A 20456-nucleotide genomic window follows, 5' to 3' on the forward strand; every position below is an offset into this window, starting at 1 on the left:
GCTCCGCGTTACGCTTTTGCTTTGGGCATCTGAGAAACGAGAGACAGGTTTACGTCCATGCCTTCCACCTGGAAATGCGGGATAGCGTAAAGCTTGACCCGGAAGAAGCCCGGATTGTCGTCGATATCTTCCACCAGCACTTTTGCATCGCGCAGCGGGTGAGATGCCTGCAATTCGTCGCCCGGATCGGTCATTTCCGTAACCAGGCCGCGGATCCAGGTGTTCAGCTCCAGCTCCAGCACGCGGCGATCTTTGGTGGTACCGATATTTTCACGCTGAATCAACTTCAGGTAGTGTGCGATACGCGACAACAGGAAGATGTACGGCAGACGGGCGTTGATACGGCTGTTGGCCGTTGCATCTGCGGTGTCGTACAGGGCTGGTTTCTGTGTCGAGTTTGCCGAGAAGAAGCAGGCATAATCGCGGTTTTTATAGTAGGACAACGGGATGAAACCGAGATTAGCAAATTCAAATTCGCGGGTTTCCGGGATCATCACTTCTGAAGGGATCTTCACCTGATTACCGGTGCCCAGGTCATACAGATGAATAGGCAGATCCTGCACCGCACCACCGGCCTGCGGCCCGCGGATCTGCACGCACCAGCCATTGTTGATAAAACTGCGCACCATATTCGCCGCAAAGGCGAAAGAGGCATTGGTCCACAGGTACTTATCATGGTCAGGGCCTTTAACCTCTTCAACGTAGTTGAAACTGCGTACCGGCACAGTATCGGGGCCATACGGAAGACGTCCCAGCACGCGCGGCATGACTAGCCCGATATAGCGGCTGTCATCTGTCTCACGAAAGGATTTCCACTTGATGTATTCCGCCCGGTCAAAGTAGTTGCCAATATCTTTAATCGCGGCGACGTCTTCCATCGACTCCTTGAGGAAGAATTTGGGGCCTGCGGAGCCGATAAACGGCATATGAGCGGCAGCAGAGACTTTTGAAATATTGCGCAGCAGCGCCACATCCTGAGCGGATGCATCAAATTCATAAGCAGAAATCAGAGCGGCAACAGGCTCTCCACCCGGGGTATCGTATTCATCAATGTATGTGTGTTTATACAGACCACTCTGGATGACCTCCGGTACGTCTTCAAAGTCCTGACGCAGGTCATTTTTGGACATATCCAGCAGTTCGATTTTCACGTTCTGGCGAAAATCAGTTTTATCGATCAGCGACTTAACACCCTGCCACAGAGATTCAACGGACTGAAATTCTTCATGATGCATCACTGCATCCAGCTGACGGCTGATCTGGAAGTCCAGCTCGGCGATATGATGGTCTATCAGGTTTCTGTCCAGTTTTTCGATTTTCGCGCCTGATTTCGACAGGCACTCCAGAAATACCTGCATGCCGGCAGTCAGTCGTTCGTCGGCAGTCGCATCAGACATCGCCTGCGCATCCTGCCAGATATCCAGTGCGCTCAGCCCGGCCACAGGATTCAGGTTGATTTTCTCAAACAGAGAGGCGTACACACCCTCTGTAGCCGGACGTTCCAGCGTCACGCTTTCGCCACCAGAACTCTTTTCATTTTGTACAGACATGAACATTCCTTGGTTAATCCGTTAAAAAGTTGCGACCGTTACGGCTGTTCCGGTGTCATGGCAGGTTGTGCTGATGCCAGCGCAGACAGTTCGATGCGCAGTTCCGCACTCAGCGCCGGGTCGAGCAGGATTTTTTCCAGCTCTTTACGGAACGTCTGGTTATCCAGCAGATTGGCCTTCAGATCACGGAGCAGATTGCGCATAGCGAGCATGGCTTTCAGTTGGGGGATCTGCCGGGCTACCTGCTCCGGCGAAAAGTCCTTCATGTTCTTAAATGTCAGGCTGACAGCATTTTCGCTACCATCATCGGCAAGCGTATTTTTAACGGTGAGGTTAACTTTTGGGGAATATTCGGAAAGAACGCTGTCGAAGTTATTTTTGTTAATGCTTGTTTTTTCACGTTCAGATAACGGTGCTGTTTCCTGCCCATTACTGAAATCACCCGCTATTAATAGTTTCAGTGGTAATTCCGTTTTCTTACTCGCCCCGCCCGTATGCAAGTCAAGCTTTAGATTAATACGTGCCTTGGGCACTTCGCTCTGGAAACTGTCGGCCATATGAGTTTTCCTCTGTTTATCCCTGTGCGCGCGTTTAATACCGCATTTATTTTCGCGCAATATTAGGTACGGACATACAAAAACACCACACTCATACAACCCACCAATAAATAAAAAGAAAAATCCTAAGAAAATTCTTTTTATTTATTAAGAAACCCCTTCAATAAAACCAGAAATTTAACCAGAAATTATTTATCAAACAAATAACGAAAACACAAAATAAAAAAATACGAAATACTTCTATAACAATATCCCTTAGCTATAATAAAATGACATTTATTGATGAAAGCTATAAAATATCCAGGGCAAATTCAAATTAACTCAGGGATAGGCAAATAATTTACCAAGGGAATATATGCAAACAGAAAACCCAATGAAGAATCTGAAATTTATCCCTACAAAAAGCTCCCCGCAGGGTAATGCCGGTCACTTAAGGTGACCGGCATTGTTTTTTAAGGTTGATGTTGCGGTTCTGCTGGGACTCGGTCATTGATAAAAAGAGCTACGAAACGCTGGTGATCTTCAGGCAGGGCACCCGGGAGCAGATGGTGACACTGTATACGGACAGTTACCGTCCGGATGAGAAATATTACCGCGATACGATGATTATCGGGCTGGCTCCCGGCGGTAGGGTCAGTGTCTGGCTGGATAATCTTGGCGACCCGGTGGTGCCCCAGACGGATGCAGAGATAACCACCGTGTCCGGGGAGCAGATGAGGATGTGCCGGGGGGTGACCAACAGTGATTTTACATACGGGTACGATCAGGACATCAGGAATTTTATCAAAGATAAAACTTATACCTGCCTGATCCTGGGCGGCTGTACCGCTGGGCAGTCCCCGTCAGCCGGCGGCACGACGGCGTGGGGCTATAAAAAACTGCCCTACGCCGAATGGAAGTTCCTGTTTATCTATCCCCGGGCGCTGCCGGCGCTGGCCACCCGGGCGCTGATGGTGGACGCGGAGGGATACAAAACCACCTATCAGTACATTGATAACACCGAGCCGAGCATGGTCAGCGTGGGACGCTGGAATGACCATCTGGGAGGCGTGCAGGCTTATTACAACAAGGGCAGGGCGCTGCCGGTGATGCTGCGGTTCTGCTGGGACTCGGTCATTGATAAAAAGAGTTATGAAACGCTGGTGATCTTCAGGCAGGGGACGCGGGAGCAGATGGTCACGCCTTTTACGGACAACCGCTGGAACGAAACCTACTACCGTTCAACCATGATCATCGGGCTGGCTCCCGGCGGTAAGGTCAGTATCTGGCTGGGGGACCGGGGCAATGCAGTGGTGCCCCAGACGGACGCAGAGATAACCACCGTGTCCGGGGAGCAGATGAGGATGTGCAGGGGAGTGACCAAATATCCTGATGGCTATGTTTACTATGGGGATACACCTGATTTTATCAAAGATAAAACCTACCCCTACGGCAGCTGGTGACAGGGAGCGGGAACATGTACGGATACCGGAAAGCACTGATGATTTTTACCTGCCTGGTCCTGGGCGGCTGTACCGCAGGACAGTCCCCGTCAGCCGGCGGCACGACGGCGTGGGGCTATAAAAAACTGCCCTACGCCGAATGGAAGTTCCTGTTTATCTATCCCCGGGCGCTGCCGGCGCTGGCCACCCGGGCGCTGATGGTGGACGCGGAGGGATACAAAACCACCTATCAGTATATTGATGCCACAAGGCCGAGCATGGTCAGCGTGGGACGCTGGAATGACCATCTGGGCGTGACACAATCCTATTACAACAAGGGCAGGGCGCTGCCGTTGATGCTGCGGTTCTGCTGGGACTCGGTCATTGATAAAAAGAGCTACGAAACGCTGGTGATCTTCAGGCAGGGCACCCGGGAGCAGATGGTGACACTGTATACGGACAGTTACCGTCCGGATGAGAAATATTACCGCGATACGATGATTATCGGGCTGGCTCCCGGCGGTAGGGTCAGTGTCTGGCTGGATAATCTTGGCGACCCGGTGGTGCCCCAGACGGATGCAGAGATAACCACCGTGTCCGGTGAGCAGATGAGGATGTGCCGGGGGGTGACCAACAGTGATTTTACATACGGGTACGATCAGGACATCAGGAATTTTATCAAAGATAAAATCTACCCCTACGGCAGTTGGTGATATTCACCCTGAAATAAGGGATGCATTAAATAAATAACTGCATAGTGAGTTTTATATTTACCATGGGGAATTTCTGTTCTTATAAAGGATGGTAGTGTTCATGTGAAGGATGAGTCTAAGTTATTTGCTGTGAATACTATTCCTAAATCTAGAGAAATAGTTTCAATAAAAATGATAGTAGTACACCCATTTTTTATATAAGTGGCTTGTCACTGTATTTAAATGAATGTTGGTAGGTGATGATTTATATTTGATGGGTAATGGGACTCGCAGGTTAGTATGTTTTATTTTTATTCGCTAATATTATTTTTTCTAATTAATTTAAAGAAGAATAGCGTCATGTCTAAAGGCTTCGTTTTACTTGGTGATAAAACCACACATGGTGGTGCTGTTATTTCCGCGTCATCCACCATGGTTGTTAACGGTAAAAAAGTCGCTTTGGTGGGAGATAAGGTGAGCTGTCCGAAGGATGGTCACGGTACCAACACTATAATTGAAGGCTCAACGGAATGGTCGTCTGACGGTAGGGCCATTGTTGTCGACGGCTGTAAATGTCAGTGCGGATGTCAGGTGATCTCCAGTACACCAGCGTGTTCAGTAGGATAAGTCATGGGCTGGAAAAGAACGAAAGTCGTAATAACAGAGTTATCACCAGAACCATCCTTGATTCGCTGGGCTGTATGCGGCGTATTTATGGCGATTGCTGGAATAGCATTATTCATGTTCCATACTTCCGGCATAGTGAAAGTAGTGTCTAAGTTTAATATCTGGTGGGTTTCCTTGTCACCGTTCGGAACATGGTTATTATTTTGCTGTCTTCGTGGTTGGTTTTGGGGAAAGGAAGTTGATAAGCATGAATTTATGAAGAAAGAGATTGAGTTTGCTCAGAAAAAATGGGAGGCCTGGGCTGAGCGGTATTTAGCGATCCCCGCTAGTTGCATTTTTTTACCCGATAAAATAACAGTTGCATACCTGCACGATAATTTCCCGCAGCAGTATGGTCTCATCAGAAAAATAAACTATCTGCCTGACACTATCTCCCCGGCATACAGCGCTGTGGAGGTTCTGCTTAAAGGGATAAACGATGCCCTGCGTCAGCTTCCTTCGAATCTCCGGTTAAAAGTCACGCTACTCACGGATTTGCCGATGGACGGGTTAACTGAATCTTTTTCCGCAGCATGGATATCTTTGTTTCCACAACGTGCTGTACCAGAAGATATTGCCATTACTCGCGCCTTTTCCATGAGCCTGGTAGAAGAACGTCTGAAGCAGTCAGTTCTGACAGTGGATTTGCTGCTGGTCATGCAACTGCGTGGAGGGGAAACATATTCTGACGGACTGGCCGCGCTGTTACTGACCAGCGATGACGTGGCACAAAAATACCGGCTGCCGCACGCTGCCCGCCTGCTGCGCCCGATGCCGCTCAATATGGATACGTTCGACGAGGATTTTACGCTATTCCTCGACACCCAGACGGTGGCCTGCCGCACAACGTGTGTGCTGGGCGACAGTCGCAACTGGGAAGAAGTGGCCGCGCAGCTGATGACCATCGGGCGCGCCCATGATGCAGCCTGGGAGCCTGCTGAACGTAATATGCTGGAACGATGGTGCGGTATCCCGGGACCCGCAGCTGCCTGGCTGCTGACGGCACTGGCGGCCGATCTGGTCGCTCTGCATAACAACACCTCCCTTCTGACGTTGTTCTCCTCCGGGGAAGAGCGCTTTATCAGTACCGTCACCGCAGGGAATGAAGATGAACACATCGGTTAATCTGTTTGGCCGCCTTGGTCTAGTCGGGATCGTACTTGCTGGCGTGACCGTGTTCTGGTGGCTGATTGTCCGCTACGGCGCCCGGGTAGGGATCGAGACCCGCAGCGAGCAAATCCTTGCGCTGGGTGTTATCTGCCTTGGGCTGGCGTTTATCCGCTATCTGTCTGCCATCAAAAAATATATGCAGGAGCTGGCCCACCGCCGCAAGGTACGTCAGGACAATGGCTTACCAGAGGATGAATTCCGGCTGGTACAGACACCGCCGCATAACGTTATCGTTACTGACATTCGCCAGGTGCTGCGCCATCAGTATGGCCGACTTTGGTCCCGTAATATTCGCATTCTGCTGGTCACCGGACGTATTCCGGACGTAGAACAACTGACACCTGGACTCACTGAGCAACTCTGGCAGGAAGATCAGGGAACCCTGCTGCTCTGGGGCGGTGATCCGGCACAGCCGGAGGATCAGGCCTGGTTTACGGCGCTGCGTCGTCTGCGCCACCGCCCGGCTGATGCGCTTATCTGGGTGACCGGATCCCTGAGCGGGGATAAAGCCGCCTCTCTGACGGACGATGCGCTGGACAGCCTTTCCCGTGCCATCAGTGCACGCTATGAATGTCTTGGCTGGCGGCTGCCTCTTTTCGTCTGGTCATTGAAGGCTCCGGTCGAAGGCAGTGCCGGGCGTATCACCCAACCGGTGGGATGTCTGCTGCCGTCAGAATGCCGGCCGGATACATTGAACACACAGCTTCAGGCACTGATCCCGGGGCTGGTAGAGCAAGGGATACAACAGGTATGTGCCGCGCCGGAGCACCACTTTCTGTTGTCGCTTGCCGAAAGACTCACTCATGACTTGCCTGCTGTCAGCGGGCCGCTGTCCGCACTACTGAATCCGTACCGGCCGCTGCCGCTGGCAGGCGTGGTTTTTAGTTCGGCAACCTCCGGTGGCGCACGTACCGTGAAGCACCACTGGGGCATGGATAACCGCTGGAACGTGCTGCCTGATTCGATGAAGACACTGCCCGCCGGGCTGTGTCCGCGCAGACCGGGATTCAACTGGTATCGGGCGCTGTCGGTCACTATCGCGGCGTTAATGGCGCTGTGGTTCGCGGGGATGATTGTCGCTTTCTTTGGTAACCGCAGCCTGGTTGCCGGGGCACAGGAACAGGTCCGGCAGGCACAGGACAGCAAGACATCGCTGTCCGGATGCCTGTACGCGCTGGCAACGTTGCAGAAAACCCTCGCCCGGTTGCAGTATCGCGAAGCGCACGGCACTCCCTGGTATCTGCATGCCGGGATGAACCAGAACGCAGACCTGCTGGCGGCTGTGCTGCCCCGTTACGGGGAAAGTGCTTTACCCCTTCTGCGTGATGCCGCCGCTGAGCATCTTCAGCAACAACTGGGAACGTTTGTGAAGTTACCGCCGGACAGCCCGCAGCGCAGCCGGAAGGCAAAAATGGCGTATGACCAGCTCAAGCTGTACCTGATGCTGGCGCATCCGAAGCGCATGGACGCCGTCTGGTTCAGCAGCACGCTGATGCGCGAGTGGCCCCGGCGTACCGGCGTGGCGGAGGCTTTCTGGCAGGTTAATGGCCCGGCACTGCTGTCATTTTATGCCGCGCAGTCCGTTGCATATCCGCAGTGGCGACTGTCGCCCGATGACGGGCTCATCAGCCAGAGCCGTACTCTGCTGGTCCGCCAGATGGGCGTTCAGAACAGCGATTCCACCCTGTACCAGAAAATGCTCGCACAGGTCGCGCACCAGTTCGCCGACATGCGCCTGGCGGACATGACCGGTGATACGGATGCGAACCAGTTGTTCTCCACTGATGAGACAGTACCAGGGATGTTTACCCGCCAGGCGTGGGAAGATGCCGTTCAACCGGCCATTGAACAGGTAGCAAAAGGGAAGCGCGAAGAGATGGACTGGGTCCTGACAGACGGCTCCCGGGCATCGCCGCCGCAGGCCTCACCGGAGGCGGTGAAACAGCGCCTGATGGCGCGCTATTTTGCAGACTTCAGCGGAGCCTGGCTTGATTTCCTTAACAGCCTGCGGCTTCGAAAAGCGGAAACACTGACCGATGCCATTGATCAATTGACCCTGATGGCCGACGTGCGTCAGTCCCCCCTGGTTGCGCTGATGAACACGCTGAACGTCCAGGGGCGCACGGGTCAGACAGGTGAGGCAATGACCGACTCACTGGTCAAATCGGCGAAAAATCTGCTTGCCCATGACAGGCAACCGGCGATTGACCAGGGGGCTGTTGCGCACGGGCCGCTCGATGCCACCTTCGGCCCCGTACTGGCCTTGATGGATAATCAGACCGGCAGCAGCGCAGCGCTGAGCCTGCAAACCTTCCTGACCCGCGTAACCCAGGTTCGCCTGCGCCTGCAACAGGTCACCAACGCTCCGGACCCCCAGGCCATGACCCGGACGCTGGCGCAAACCGTGTTTCAGGGCAAGGCCGTGGATTTAACCGCTACCCGGGACTATGGCAGCCTGATGGCAGCCGGGCTCGGTCAGGAGTGGAGCGGATTCGGGCAGACGGTGTTTGTCCGTCCAATGGAGCAGGCCTGGCAGCAGGTACTGAATCCCGCAGCAGACAGCCTCAATGCCCGGTGGCGTACTGCCGTCGTGGATGACTGGAACAGTGCATTTTCAGGCCGTTATCCGTTTAACGATGTCAGCAGCGATGCCTCGCTCCCACTGCTGGCAAAATACCTTAACACTGACTCCGGGCGCATCACCCGCTTCCTGCAATCCAGTCTGAACGGTGTGCTGCACCGGGAAGGCAGTCGCTGGGTACCGGACAGCATTAACGCCCAGGGGCTGACGTTCAATCCGGCATTTCTGAAAGCCATTAACACCCTGAGTCAGATAGCCGACGTGGCGTTCCCCAATGGTGAAGCGGGTCTGCACTTTGACCTGCGCCCTGGAACTGCGGCGGGCGTCATGCAGACCGACCTGATTATTGATAGCAAGAAGCTGGTTTACGTTAACCAGATGCCCGTCTGGACGCGTTTCACCTGGCCTGCCGACACGGAAGCGCCGGGAGCCAGCTTACGCTGGATAAGTACGCAGGCCGGTACCCGACAGTATGCTGACCTGCCCGGCAACTGGGGCTTTATCCGCCTGCTGGACAGGGCTAAACGTGAGGCGTATCCAGGCACGACCAGTAGCTGGAGCCTGCGCTGGGAAGCGCCGGATGGACGCGAGCTTCACTACACCCTGCGTAGCGAAGCCGGTGAGGGGCCTCTGGCGCTGCTCGCGCTGCGTAACTTCTCCCTGCCGGAGACAATTTTCAGCGTGAATGCCCCTCTGCTCCCGCCACCCGCCGACGCTGATTTCCTGCAACCCCCCGACGCCATTGAAGGAGTTGACTAATGGCAACACTCCACACTCTGCTTAACGCCTGCCAGACCGGACCGGAAGCGCTAAGTAAGCAGACACAGAGCCGTATTGCCCTCTGGGACAACTGGCTCATGCCCGTTACCGGGGATAATCCGGTCGGGGATGACCCCGGATATGACGATGATTTCCAGCAGATGCGCGAGGAGGTCAATAAACTCTCCGGCGCGGATACCGGCCTCGTCTGCACACTGGCAGAAAAGCTGCTGACCACCACAGCGAAAGATATCCGGGTGGTCACTTACTATATCTGGGCCCGCCTACAGCGCGACGGAGAAAGCGGCCTGGCTGACGGGCTGGAATTGCTGGCCGGGTTGTTGCAGCGTTTTGGCCCGGACCTGCATCCGCAGCGTGACCGCAGCCGACAGGCAGCCCTTGAATGGTTGTGCAGTTCCCGAATGCTTGACAGCCTGTCCCTGCACCCGGAGGTGGCGAAAGAAGACGCTCTGCGTATCGCCGGCGCGCTGTGGCTTACGGAACAGACCTTCGGGGATGCGTCCTCTCGTCCGGCGCTGGGGGCGCTGTATCAGGCTCTGGAGTCCCGTCTGATGAAAGCCGGTGGTGTCGATGCGATTGTGCCGCAGAACGTGGCGGACGCTCCGCCCCCCGCGACCGGCAACAGTGCCCCTGTGCTGAGCGGCATTACATCGGGTCAGGACTTGCTTTCGCAGGCGCGAGTACTCGCAAAATACCTGCGCGATCAGCCCGACGGCTGGCTGTCCGGCCACCATCTGATGAAAAGTATTCGCCACGACACCCTTCAGCAATTGCCGCCGTTGTCGGCGGACGGCAGAACCCGCATTGAGCCGCCGAAACCGGATCAGCGGGCGTTGTTGAAGCGGTTATATTTGCAGCAAAGCTGGCTGGAGTTGCTGGAGCAGGGTGACGGCATGTATACGCGCGGAGCCAATCATCTGTGGCTGGACTTGCAATGGTATACCCACCAGGCGCTGCTGAAATCCGGGCGCGACATACTGGCAACCATTATCCAGAACGATCTGAACGGGTTGCTCTCACGCCTTCCCGGGCTTGAGACCCTGGCCTTTAATGATGGAACGCCGTTTGCCGACGAGGTGACGCTGAACTGGATCCGTCAGCAGGTCATGAATAACGGTGATCGCTGGCAGGAAGAGACTGTAACTGCCGTCTACGAAGACAATGACATCCTGGCGCTGGAGCCGGAAGCCCTACAGCTTGCAGACAGTGAGGGGGTAGATGCTGCGCTGACGTGGATCCAGAACCGTCCGGGCATCCATTCACCGCGTAGCTGCTGGTTGCAGCGCCTGTTGATGGCACGGGTGGCCGAACAGACGAGTAAAAATGAACTGGCGCTTCACCTGCTCTGTGAACTGGACGAGCATGCCTCCCGGCTCACCCTGCCGCTGTGGGAGCCGGAACTGCTGTTTGAGATTAAGGCCCGCCGTCTGAAATTGCTGCGCATGAAAGCCGGGCGCAGTGAGAGCGATAAGACCCGTCTGCAACCCGAAATGGAACGCCTGCTGGCCGGGCTTGTAGCGGTCGATCCTGCCCGCGCAGCCGTGCTGTGCGGCTAATCCTGAAGGGAACTGACAACGATAATGGACGATTTAACCCTGCGTTATTTTGACGCCGAGATGCGTTACCTGCGCGAAGCGGGTCGGGAGTTCGCCCGGACTCACCCTGACCGGGCAGCGATGCTTGACCTCGACAAAGCGGGCACACCCGACCCGTACGTGGAGCGCCTGTTTGAAGGCTTTGCCTTTTCCATGGGCCGTCTACGCCAGAAAATTGATGATGACCTGCCGGAGCTGACCGAAGGGCTGGTCAGCATGCTCTGGCCTCACTACCTGCGCACTATCCCGTCCCTGTCTGTGGTTGCGCTGACGCCGCAGTTGTCGGCAATGAAAATGGCCGAAGTGGTGCCTGCGGGGCTTGAAATCACTTCCCGGCCCATTGGCGCAAAAAATACCGTCTGCCGTTACCGTACCACCCGGGATATGCCGCTTAATCCGATAGCGGTGGAAGGCGTGGCTATGTCAACAGAGCCGGACGGACGCTCATTGTTGCGGATCCGCTTTGCCTGTAGCCCGCAGGCGGACTGGGCTCAGTCTGACCTGAGGCGCCTTTGTTTCTATCTTGCCGCTGAGTCTCCCGTCAGCAGCACCCTGCACCTGATGATGACCCGGCGCCAGGCCGCCATGTATCTGCGTTTGCCGGGGCAGGGCGACAGGATCCCCCTGAACGGCTGGTTTTCGCCCGGTGGTTTTGCGGAGGAAGACCGCCTGTGGCCCAAAGGGGACAGTGCCTTTAGTGGCTACCAGTTGTTGCTGGAATATTTCACCTTCCGGGAGAAGTTTATGTTCGTTCACCTCAACGGGCTGGAGAACATGACGTTGCCCGCAGGAACGGTGGGGTTTGATATCGAGGTGGTACTGAACACGCCGTGGCCTGCCGACCTGCCAGTGACGAACGATGCCCTGCGCCTGCACTGCGTCCCGGTGATTAACCTCTTCACCCTCGAAGCTGACCCGCTGACTATCAGCGGTCTGGAGAGCGAATACCTGCTGCGCCCGAAGCGCCTCCAGGACGGACACACGGAAATCTATTCCGTGGATGCAGTGACGGGATCCGGACGTACCGGCAGTGCGGACTATGTCCCCTTTACCAGTTTTCGTCATCGGGGCGGTATGCTGCGCCGCGATGCGCCGGAACGCTACTACCATACCCGCGTGAAGCGGGGTGTCACAGGCATGCATGACACCTGGCTGATTCTGGGCGGACAACAGTGGGAAGCTGACAGAATGGCGGAGCGGGAAACAATATCGCTGCGCATTACCGGGACTAACGGCCAGTTACCCCGTCGCGCGTTGCAAAGCACTCTGCTTGACAGCTGCGAGCAGACGCTGCAAACCCGCGTCGCTGTGCACAATCTTTGTAAACCCACCTTACCCGTCTATCCGCCAGCAGAAGATCGTTTTCACTGGCGGGTGATGAGCCACCTCGGGGCCGGTTTTCTGAACATGATGAGCAGCGCCGAAGTCCTGCGCGGCACGCTGGCGCTCTATAACTGGACGGACGACGAACTGAATAACCGGCGTCTGGACGCTATTCAGGATGTAAGGCATCACCGTATTCAGCGGTTTGAAGAGGGGTTTCTGCTGCGCGGTCTGGATGTGGAAGTGACCCTTGACAGCAACGGCTTTACCAGCGAGGGCGACATCCATCTCTTTGGAGAGATGCTCAACCGCTTCCTGGCGCTGTATGCCGACATGAACCAGTTTAACCAGCTCACGCTGATTGTTCAGCCAGAAGGAAAATGCATCCGGTGGAAAGAGAATCACAGCCCGCGTCTGCCCGGCTGATAGCGCAGTACAAGGCGCATCTGCCCTATACCAGTTTTTACCGCCTCGGTCAGTTGCTGGAACAGAGTCAGCCCGGTTCGCCCGTTATCGGCAGTAGCTGGCAGCCAGGTCTTGAGCCGGTGCGTTTTCGCCCGCACCCGGGCATGGGCTTTCCGGCCAGTGAAATCAAAGGCGCGGAAGAGCCGGAGCACCCACACCTGCCGCCGACGGTGCGCGTTACCTTTATGGGGTTATATGGCGTCGAATCGCCACTGCCGACCCACTATATCGATGACATCGCACAGCGGAGGGAGGGGTATGAAGCAGCGACGGATTTTCTCGATATTTTTAACCACCGCCTTATCGCTCAGTACTACCGCATCTGGCGGAAATACTCGTATCCGGCCACCTTTGAAGCGGGTGGGCAGGACAATACTTCACAGTACCTGCTGGGTCTGGCCGGGCTCGGTATTCAGGGGTGCGCGCGCAATATTGCCGCGCCGGTATCGCGCTTTCTGGCTCTGCTGCCGGCGATGCTTCTGCCAGGGCGCACAGCAGAAGGCCTGACCTCGCTGGTCACTCTGCTGGCACCCTCGACTCACGCCCGCATCTGGCATCATGACCGTCGGCGCATTCCACTGAGAGCGCCGGTTGCCATGCGTGTACGCCAGCCGGTAAGCCTGAAAGGACGTCCGGTCATGGGGGATCACGCCACCGATGTGAATGGCCAGGTGCTGCTGCAACTCTCCACCGGGGATGCGCAGGAAGCACAGGGTTGGCAGCCTGGTGGCCAGTTGCACGCCGATCTACTGGCACTGCTGCACGTCTACATCGGAAGTCGTCTGGACGTGCGCCTGCAACTGTGCGTAAACCGCGAACTGCTGCCGGATGCCCGGCTTAGTGTTCATCCTGATACGGACAGCCCACAACTGGGACGCACAGCGGTCATGAAACCGCTGACTTCCCGACCCTTATCTGCACCCGGGTCATTCACCATTAATCTGGGTCGCTATCAGCGGGTTCAGGAAAATTATCAACAAAAGGAGACCGATGAGAATGGCGATTACCGCTGGTAAAACCGGCTCTGGCCTGGCAGCCGTGGCGCTTGCCCTGCTACTGGCGGGCTGCGGGCTGACGCAAAAAGTAACGGACGGCACGGTGTCAGTGACAAAGTCCATTTTTTTCAGACAGGTGAAAACCCTGCACCTTGATATCCGGGCGCGTGAAGCGGTTAACAGCAATGCGAGTGGCATATCGTTGTCCACTGTCGTGCGCATTTACCAGCTGAAGGATCGTAAGGCCTTTGACAGTACGGATTATCCGTCGCTGTTCGCCAGCGACAGTCAGGCGGTGAAAGGGGAGGTCGTGGCACAAAAAGATATCCGGCTCCAGCCCGGCGGTGCCGTGTTAGTGGATTTGCCGATGGAGGAGGAGGCACAGTATGTGGCCGTCGCGGCGATGTTTCTCGCCCCGGACCAGAAAAATAATACCTGGCGGGTGGTGCTTTCCCGGGATGACCTTGACCCGGACAAACCCCGTATTATCGAGGCTGGTGAAAACCGGTTGGCGCTGAAGCCCGTGGAGGATAAATAGCATGCCGCGTCCCTCCCTGTATGACGTGCTGTTCGGCAATGTTGCCGGGGGGCTGGATCTGCATCAGATCAGTGAAACTCACCAGCTTATTCTGTCGGTGCTCGACAATATGCAGCGCATCCTGAATTGCCGTGCCGGTACGCTGGCGCATCTGCCAGATTACGGTATCCCTGATATGACGAAGATCCTTCAGGGAATGCCCGGAACCGCCCATCAGATGATGGCGACCCTTTCAGATGTGTTGCTGAAGTACGAGCCGCGTCTGAAAAGCCTGAACGTGGTGCTGCTCGAACAGACGCAGCCCGGCGAGCTCCGTTATGCCATCGATGCGGAGCTAAAAGGGGTGGGGCTGGTGCGCTACGGTACGGAACTGATGCCGGAAGGGCGCGTCCTGCTGCGGCATCTTAAGCAGCAACACTATCTCGACAGTAAAGCTCAAATCTGAGCCATATCATTCCTGTCAGCGAATACCTGTCAGCAAAGCCATAATTTCTCCGAAGAAGAGTTTCAAAGTGAAAAGCCATAACATGCTAAAAACAGGCGGTGACCCGCGGGTGCAGCCGGATTATGCCGCTCTGCGCGATGAGCTGGCGAAGCTTACTCATCCCGCGCGACCGGATGTTGACTGGTATCGCGTGGAGGAACTGAGTCTGTCGCTGTTTCGCCAGAATGGCGTTGAATTGCAGACCCTTTCCTGGTACACGCTCGCACGAACCCGTATTGCGGGAATGGCAGGGCTAAACGAAGGGCTTGCCATTATTGAAGCGCTACTGACGCATCAATGGGGATCGTTCTGGCCGCAGCCGGTTCACGCGAGGGTGGAAATCCTGGCGGGACTCAGCCAGCGCCTGCAATCGACGCTGCGCACGCTAACGCTCAATTATGCTGAACTGCCGCTGGTTTACCAGGCGGAACTCCACCTCAACGCCCTGTGCGATGCGCTTCAGCGTCTGGAGCTCAAAAATGCCAGCCATTTCGCAGAGCTAAGTACTTTTATGCACAATGCCGCGACAAGACTGGAAAACCTGGACAGTCACCACAACGACAGCGCGGCTGTCGTTCTTTCCTCCGCAGCCGCCCAACCCTTTGCACGACAGGCTGATCCGCTGGTTTATGTTGCTCACGGAGCACCTACAGAACCACGTGTTGTCATGCTCCCCTCTGTACTTCCCTTCTGGCGACCGTGGCGGATATTTGTTGCCGGTATGGTGACGATGCTGGGCGTTAGCACTGCCGGTCAACTGGCCTGGCGCAGTATCAATCCACAGCCGGTTATCCCTGTGCCGGTTACATCCAGCACGGCATCCCTGGCGGCACTTGAGCAGCTTTCACCGTTGTGGCAGCAGGAATATGGTTTTGTGCTGGCCGCCAGAGCCGAGCCCGCAGAGGCAGAAAAACTGAAGACGCAGTGGCAGCAATATATCACCGGGAATGCCCTGCCCCCTGAGGTACTTTCAGGCTGGCATCAGGGCATGGAAGGGCTTCAGATATTGACTCACCGCCTTAACGCGCTGGATGAGCGTAAAGGTAAATACCTTACTGGCTCCGAACTGAAGTCGATGGTGTTTGCCATAACGCAAAACTTTGAGCATACGGTTCCGGTGGAAGAGCAACTGTATCAACTGAGCCGCAGATCGAGCGGAGCGCCACTGCCGGCCCCCTTGCTGTTGCAGACGGATATCCATCTGAATCAGTTACTGAACCGTTATGCCCTGATAAAACAACAGGCAATAACGCCTTAAATCACCTTATATTCATGCGGCCTGAGCGAGCTGTAATACCCGACGATAAAGACAAACACCCGCAATGCCGGGAGCGCCTGGAAAAGCGGAGTAACTAAGTTTTGCAGGCGCTTTTTGCCACTGATTACATTACAATGCCGCCTCGACCTGGAGGAGATGCGGTGAAGAACGCTTTTCATCATAATGCAGCGCAACGTGCAGCCACATGGCTGGCGCTGTTTGCGATCCTGCTTATCCTCGTCGCCCCATTGATTTCCACTACCCTGCAACAAGATCCCATGAGTGCCATGCCCGGTATGCATCACGAGATGAGTATGCCGATGCCCGCGCATCATGAGATGTCTCACCATGAACATTCTCCGCAGAGCCTGCCGGTGGATCACGCCGAAGCCTGTGGTTACTGCGTGTTGCTGGCTCACGTTCCAGGCCTGATTTTCCTGATTGTTTTCCTGCTGCTCGGCCGCGTGCTGCGCATGAGCAAAAGACCCGCGCGGCAAAAAAACCGGCACTGGTACATTTTTCCTGGGCTTTGGCCGGACACCCGCGCGCCGCCGCAACACTGCTTTTCCTGACATAAAAAACAGTTCGTTCGCCTAAGCGAAACGGCACATTTTTACTCTTCCTGAGGAAAAGTATGACTTCCTGCACCCCTCGTGCGGCGTGGCTTAACCTGCTGCGACGCCTGCATTTTTACATCGGCCTGTTCGTTGGCCCCTTTATCTTTATCGCGGCCCTCAGTGGCACGCTGTATGTGGCGACGCCGCAACTGGAAAACTGGCTCTACCAGGATGCGCTTTATGGTGTTGAGAGTGGCGAACATCAGCCGCTGGCTAAGCAGATTGCGGTTGCCGAACAGGTCACCGGCGGCCATTTGCGCCTGCATGCGGTGCGCCCTGGACTCAGCGGGAATAACACCACGCGCGTGATGTTTTCCGACCCGCAACTCGGCGTGTCGGAAAACCGCGCCATCTTTATTGATCCGGTCACGCTGCACGTGACAGGGGATATGACGGTCTACGGCACCAGCGGGATCTTGCCGCTGCGCCAGTGGATTGACTATTTCCATCGCTCGCTGCTGCTTGGCGATATCGGTCGCAACTACAGTGAGCTGGCGGCGTCATGGATGTGGATCGCCGCCCTCGGCGGGATTGCGCTGTGGTTTTTTACCCGGCCCAAACGGCGGATCACAAACAGGATACAAAACCACCGTCGTTTGCATGTCACGCTGGGCTGGATCCTGTTGGCTGGCATGGTGTTGTTTTCCGCCACCGGCCTGACCTGGTCACAGTGGGCAGGCGGCAATGTTGATAAGATGCGCGCAGCCTTCGGCTGGATGACCCCGCAGGTTAACACCCAGCTTCACGGCGCGGCAGAGGCGGTTGATCCCCATGCGGAACATCATATGCAGCATGAGGGAATGAACATGCCGGATATGACGCCGGATCTTACGCAATTCGACGCGGTGCTGCGCCGTGCGCAGGAAGCCGGAATTACCGCCAGCAAAGTTGAAATCCGCCCGCCGCGTAGCATGGATACAGCCTGGACGGTGACGGAAGTCGATCGCGGCTGGCCCACGCGAGTAGACGCGGTGGCAATCAATGGCAGCACGCTGGCGGTGGTCGATCGCACCCGCTTTGCTGATTTTCCCTTAATGGCGAAACTCACGCGCTGGGGCGTAGACTTTCATATGGGCATATTATTCGGGGTTGTGAACCAGGTGGTGTTGATTGCCTTTGGCTGCGCCCTGTGCGTGATGATTGTTGTGGGTTATCGCCTGTGGTGGATCCGCCGCCCGGCAATGGCGAATGACACTCTGTTGCATTGCTGGTCAGGTCTGGGTATTGCCGCGCGTGTTTGGGTCGCGATGGTCGCGCTGTTATTGGGGCTGGCGATGCCGGTAATGGGCGGCAGCCTGCTGCTGTTTTTACTGATTGATGCGCTGCGCTGGAAACGCCTCGCTCAGCGTACAGTCGTCACACAAGGATAACGACAAGCTGCGAAGTGTAAAAATATAATTACACCTCGCAGCAATGAATAAGCTACTTAAATTGGTTGTGTAAAGTAATATGTACGGATTGTGGATTGAAATCTTTACCGGATATGGTAAGGTGGCGTTTCCCTCACCTGAGGAAAACCTATCGCACACGAGCCATACAGGAATCCATCATGCAAAAAGACGCGCTGAACAACATACACATCACCGACGAACATGTTCTGATCACTCCGGAACAATTAAAAACAGCTTTCCCGCTTACTGCTGAACAAGAAGCGCAAATCGCGCAGTCTCGCCAGACCATCTCCAATATTATTGCCGGTCGCGATCCGCGCCTGCTGGTGGTCTGTGGCCCTTGTTCGATTCACGATCCAGAAGCTGCGATTGAATATGCTCGTCGATTTAAAACCCTTGCCGCAGAGGTCAGCGATAGCCTCTACCTGGTGATGCGCGTCTATTTTGAAAAACCCCGTACCACCGTTGGCTGGAAGGGGCTGATTAACGATCCGCACATGGATGGCTCGTTTGATGTGGAAGCAGGCCTGAAGATTGCGCGTCGTCTGCTGGTTGAGCTGGTCAGTATGGGGCTGCCGCTGGCGACCGAAGCACTGGATCCGAACAGTCCGCAGTTCCTGGGCGATCTGTTTAGCTGGTCAGCGATTGGCGCGCGTACCACGGAATCGCAGACACACCGCGAAATGGCGTCGGGTTTGTCGATGCCGGTTGGTTTTAAAAATGGTACCGATGGCAGCCTGGCGACCGCAATCAATGCGATGCGCGCCGCCGCCATGCCGCACCGCTTTGTAGGTATCAACCAGGCCGGGCAAGTTTGCCTGCTGCAAACCCAGGGTAACCCGGACGGGCATGTGATTTTGCGCGGCGGTAAAGCGCCGAACTACAGCCCGGCAGATGTCGCCCAGTGTGAAAAAGAGATGCAACAGGCGGGACTGAAACCGTCGCTGATGGTAGATTGCAGCCACGGTAATTCCAATAAAGATTACCGCCGCCAGCCTGCCGTTGCCGAGTCTGTGGTCGCGCAAATTAAAGATGGAAACCGCTCGATTACCGGGTTGATGATTGAAAGTAATATTCATGAAGGCAATCAATCTTCAGAGCAGCCGCGCAGCGAAATGAAGTACGGCGTTTCCGTGACCGATGCCTGCATCAGTTGGGAGTCGACCGAAGCGCTGCTGCGTGAAATCGATAACGATCTGCGTAACAGCCTGGCGGCGCGTTTTGCATAAGAGGGTGTTATGGTTGCTGAACTGACCGCGCTGCGCGATCAAATCGATGAAGTGGATAAGGCGCTGCTGGATTTGCTGGCGCGCCGTCTGGAGCTGGTGGCGGAAGTGGGCGAAGTCAAAAGCAAATATGGTCTGCCGATTTATGTCCCCGAGCGTGAAGCCTCCATGCTGGCTTCGCGCCGCAAAGAAGCGGAGTCGCTGGGAGTTCCGCCGGATCTGATTGAAGACGTGCTGCGCCGTGTAATGCGCGAATCCTATTCCAGCGAAAACGATAAAGGCTTCAAAACCCTGTGTCCTGAACTGCGCCCGGTTGTTATTGTTGGCGGCGGCGGCCAGATGGGGCAACTGTTTGGCAAGATGTTGACGCTGTCGGGCTACCAGGTGCGGACGCTGGAGAAAGAGGATTGGGCGCAGGCGAGCGAGCTGGTGGCCGATGCAGGCATGGTGATTGTCAGCGTACCAATTCACGTTACCGAGCAGGTTATCGCCAAATTGCCTCCGCTGCCGGAAGACTGCATTCTTGTTGATCTCGCGTCGGTGAAAAGTGGCCCGTTGCAGGCGATGCTGTCGGCGCACAAAGGGCCAGTGCTGGGTCTGCACCCAATGTTTGGCCCGGACAGCGGCAGCTTAGCCAAGCAGGTGGTGGTCTGGTGCGACGGGCGTCAACCGGAAGCGTACCAGTGGTTTCTGGAACAGATTCAGGTATGGGGCGCGCGTTTGCATCGCATCAGCGCGGTCGAACACGATCAGAACATGGCGTTTATCCAGGCGCTGCGCCACTTTGCTACCTTCGCATACGGTCTGCATCTGGCCGAAGAGAATGTGCAGCTTGAGCAGTTGCTTGCGCTCTCGTCGCCGATTTACCGGCTTGAACTGGCGATGGTCGGACGCTTGTTTGCCCAGGATCCGCAGCTTTATGCCGACATTATTATGTCTTCTTCCAGCAACCTGGCGCTGATCAAGCGCTACTACAAACGTTTCGGCGAAGCGATTGGTTTGCTGGAGCAGGGCGATAAACAAGCCTTTATCGACAGTTTCCGCAAAGTGGAGCACTGGTTCGGCGATTATGCCCAGCGCTTCCAGAGCGAAAGCCGTGTCCTGCTGCGCCAGGCGAACGACAGCCGGGCGTAAGTGCAAAAGCCGT

The 20456-nt window shown here is 55.7% G+C and carries 17 protein-coding genes; 15 read left to right on the top strand and 2 right to left on the bottom strand.

Annotation, left to right across the window (positions count from 1 at the left end; translation table 11 throughout):
- Positions 1-8: 8 nt before the first annotated feature.
- On the bottom strand, positions 9-1556 hold the full coding sequence (gene tssC / locus Q5705_20480) for a type VI secretion system contractile sheath large subunit (GenBank protein ID WLI76911.1): 1548 nt from the start codon (positions 1554-1556) through the stop codon (positions 9-11).
- A gap of 32 nt (positions 1557-1588) precedes the next feature.
- On the bottom strand, positions 1589-2107 hold the full coding sequence (tssB, locus tag Q5705_20485; GenBank protein WLI76912.1) for a type VI secretion system contractile sheath small subunit: 519 nt from the start codon (positions 2105-2107) through the stop codon (positions 1589-1591).
- 461 nt (positions 2108-2568) lie between these two features.
- Here tssB and Q5705_20490 point away from each other — a divergent pair, with 461 nt between their 5' ends.
- From Q5705_20490 to tyrA, 15 genes are all read left to right on the top strand, one after another.
- Positions 2569-3549, top strand: coding sequence for a DUF2931 family protein (locus tag Q5705_20490; GenBank protein ID WLI76913.1), 981 nt, complete (start codon positions 2569-2571; stop codon positions 3547-3549).
- 14 nt (positions 3550-3563) lie between these two features.
- Positions 3564-4241 (top strand): DUF2931 family protein, encoded by a 678-nt coding sequence (locus Q5705_20495; protein WLI76914.1) that lies wholly within the window; start codon positions 3564-3566, stop codon positions 4239-4241.
- A 339-nt stretch (positions 4242-4580) separates the two neighbouring features.
- Entirely contained in the window at positions 4581-4847 is a 267-nt protein-coding gene (locus Q5705_20500; GenBank protein WLI76915.1) for a PAAR domain-containing protein, read from the top strand.
- Positions 4848-4850: 3 nt separating this feature from the next.
- A complete protein-coding gene (locus tag Q5705_20505; protein ID WLI76916.1) occupies positions 4851-6011 on the top strand; it encodes a type VI secretion protein in 1161 nt (386 codons plus the stop codon).
- Positions 5995-9396, top strand: a complete 3402-nt coding sequence (locus Q5705_20510) for an ImcF-related family protein (protein WLI76917.1) — start codon at positions 5995-5997, stop codon at positions 9394-9396. Before Q5705_20505 ends, Q5705_20510 begins: the two co-directional genes overlap by 17 nt.
- On the top strand, positions 9396-10973 hold the full coding sequence (tssA, locus tag Q5705_20515; protein WLI76918.1) for a type VI secretion system protein TssA: 1578 nt from the start codon (positions 9396-9398) through the stop codon (positions 10971-10973). The genes Q5705_20510 and tssA overlap by 1 nt, the downstream gene beginning before the upstream one ends.
- Positions 10974-10997: 24 nt before the next feature.
- Positions 10998-12761 (top strand): type VI secretion system baseplate subunit TssF, encoded by a 1764-nt coding sequence (gene tssF / locus Q5705_20520; GenBank protein WLI76919.1) that lies wholly within the window; start codon positions 10998-11000, stop codon positions 12759-12761.
- Positions 12716-13816, top strand: a complete 1101-nt coding sequence (gene tssG, locus Q5705_20525) for a type VI secretion system baseplate subunit TssG (GenBank protein ID WLI76920.1) — start codon at positions 12716-12718, stop codon at positions 13814-13816. Before tssF ends, tssG begins: the two co-directional genes overlap by 46 nt.
- A complete protein-coding gene (gene tssJ, locus Q5705_20530; protein WLI76921.1) occupies positions 13797-14333 on the top strand; it encodes a type VI secretion system lipoprotein TssJ in 537 nt (178 codons plus the stop codon). The genes tssG and tssJ overlap by 20 nt, the downstream gene beginning before the upstream one ends.
- A 1-nt stretch (position 14334) precedes the next feature.
- The gene (gene tssE / locus Q5705_20535; protein WLI76922.1) at positions 14335-14778 is read left to right on the top strand and encodes a type VI secretion system baseplate subunit TssE; all 444 of its coding nucleotides are present in this window, start codon (positions 14335-14337) and stop codon (positions 14776-14778) included.
- Between the two features lie 82 nt (positions 14779-14860).
- Positions 14861-16075, top strand: a complete 1215-nt coding sequence (locus Q5705_20540; protein WLI76923.1) for a VasL domain-containing protein — start codon at positions 14861-14863, stop codon at positions 16073-16075.
- A 134-nt stretch (positions 16076-16209) separates the two neighbouring features.
- Positions 16210-16647 carry a DUF2946 domain-containing protein gene (locus Q5705_20545; GenBank protein WLI76924.1) on the top strand — a complete coding sequence of 146 codons (438 nt, stop codon included), beginning with the start codon at positions 16210-16212 and terminating at the stop codon, positions 16645-16647.
- Between the two features lie 62 nt (positions 16648-16709).
- Complete coding sequence (locus tag Q5705_20550) at positions 16710-18062, top strand: PepSY-associated TM helix domain-containing protein (GenBank protein ID WLI76925.1); 1353 nt, start codon at positions 16710-16712, stop codon at positions 18060-18062.
- A 179-nt stretch (positions 18063-18241) separates the two neighbouring features.
- Positions 18242-19312 (top strand): 3-deoxy-7-phosphoheptulonate synthase AroF, encoded by a 1071-nt coding sequence (gene aroF / locus Q5705_20555; protein ID WLI76926.1) that lies wholly within the window; start codon positions 18242-18244, stop codon positions 19310-19312.
- 9 nt (positions 19313-19321) lie between these two features.
- Positions 19322-20443, top strand: coding sequence for a bifunctional chorismate mutase/prephenate dehydrogenase (gene tyrA / locus Q5705_20560; protein WLI76927.1), 1122 nt, complete (start codon positions 19322-19324; stop codon positions 20441-20443).
- The last annotated feature ends 13 nt before the right edge of the window (positions 20444-20456 follow it).

This window comes from Kosakonia sp. H02 (assembly GCA_030704225.1).
Classification (GTDB): domain Bacteria; phylum Pseudomonadota; class Gammaproteobacteria; order Enterobacterales; family Enterobacteriaceae; genus Kosakonia.

Bases quoted from the DNA above. Each gene is read 5' to 3' on its own strand.
- tssC (WLI76911.1), bottom strand. From the start codon at position 1,556: ATGTTCATGTCTGTACAAAATGAAAAGAGTTCTGGTGGCGAAAGCGTG.
- tssB (WLI76912.1), bottom strand. From the start codon at position 2,107: ATGGCCGACAGTTTCCAGAGCGAAGTGCCCAAGGCACGTATTAATCTA.
- Q5705_20490 (WLI76913.1), top strand. From the start codon at position 2,569: ATGTTGCGGTTCTGCTGGGACTCGGTCATTGATAAAAAGAGCTACGAA.
- Q5705_20495 (WLI76914.1), top strand. From the start codon at position 3,564: ATGTACGGATACCGGAAAGCACTGATGATTTTTACCTGCCTGGTCCTG.
- Q5705_20500 (WLI76915.1), top strand. From the start codon at position 4,581: ATGTCTAAAGGCTTCGTTTTACTTGGTGATAAAACCACACATGGTGGT.
- Q5705_20505 (WLI76916.1), top strand. From the start codon at position 4,851: ATGGGCTGGAAAAGAACGAAAGTCGTAATAACAGAGTTATCACCAGAA.
- Q5705_20510 (WLI76917.1), top strand. From the start codon at position 5,995: ATGAACACATCGGTTAATCTGTTTGGCCGCCTTGGTCTAGTCGGGATC.
- tssA (WLI76918.1), top strand. From the start codon at position 9,396: ATGGCAACACTCCACACTCTGCTTAACGCCTGCCAGACCGGACCGGAA.
- tssF (WLI76919.1), top strand. From the start codon at position 10,998: ATGGACGATTTAACCCTGCGTTATTTTGACGCCGAGATGCGTTACCTG.
- tssG (WLI76920.1), top strand. From the start codon at position 12,716: ATGCATCCGGTGGAAAGAGAATCACAGCCCGCGTCTGCCCGGCTGATA.
- tssJ (WLI76921.1), top strand. From the start codon at position 13,797: ATGGCGATTACCGCTGGTAAAACCGGCTCTGGCCTGGCAGCCGTGGCG.
- tssE (WLI76922.1), top strand. From the start codon at position 14,335: ATGCCGCGTCCCTCCCTGTATGACGTGCTGTTCGGCAATGTTGCCGGG.
- Q5705_20540 (WLI76923.1), top strand. From the start codon at position 14,861: ATGCTAAAAACAGGCGGTGACCCGCGGGTGCAGCCGGATTATGCCGCT.
- Q5705_20545 (WLI76924.1), top strand. From the start codon at position 16,210: ATGCCGCCTCGACCTGGAGGAGATGCGGTGAAGAACGCTTTTCATCAT.
- Q5705_20550 (WLI76925.1), top strand. From the start codon at position 16,710: ATGACTTCCTGCACCCCTCGTGCGGCGTGGCTTAACCTGCTGCGACGC.
- aroF (WLI76926.1), top strand. From the start codon at position 18,242: ATGCAAAAAGACGCGCTGAACAACATACACATCACCGACGAACATGTT.
- tyrA (WLI76927.1), top strand. From the start codon at position 19,322: ATGGTTGCTGAACTGACCGCGCTGCGCGATCAAATCGATGAAGTGGAT.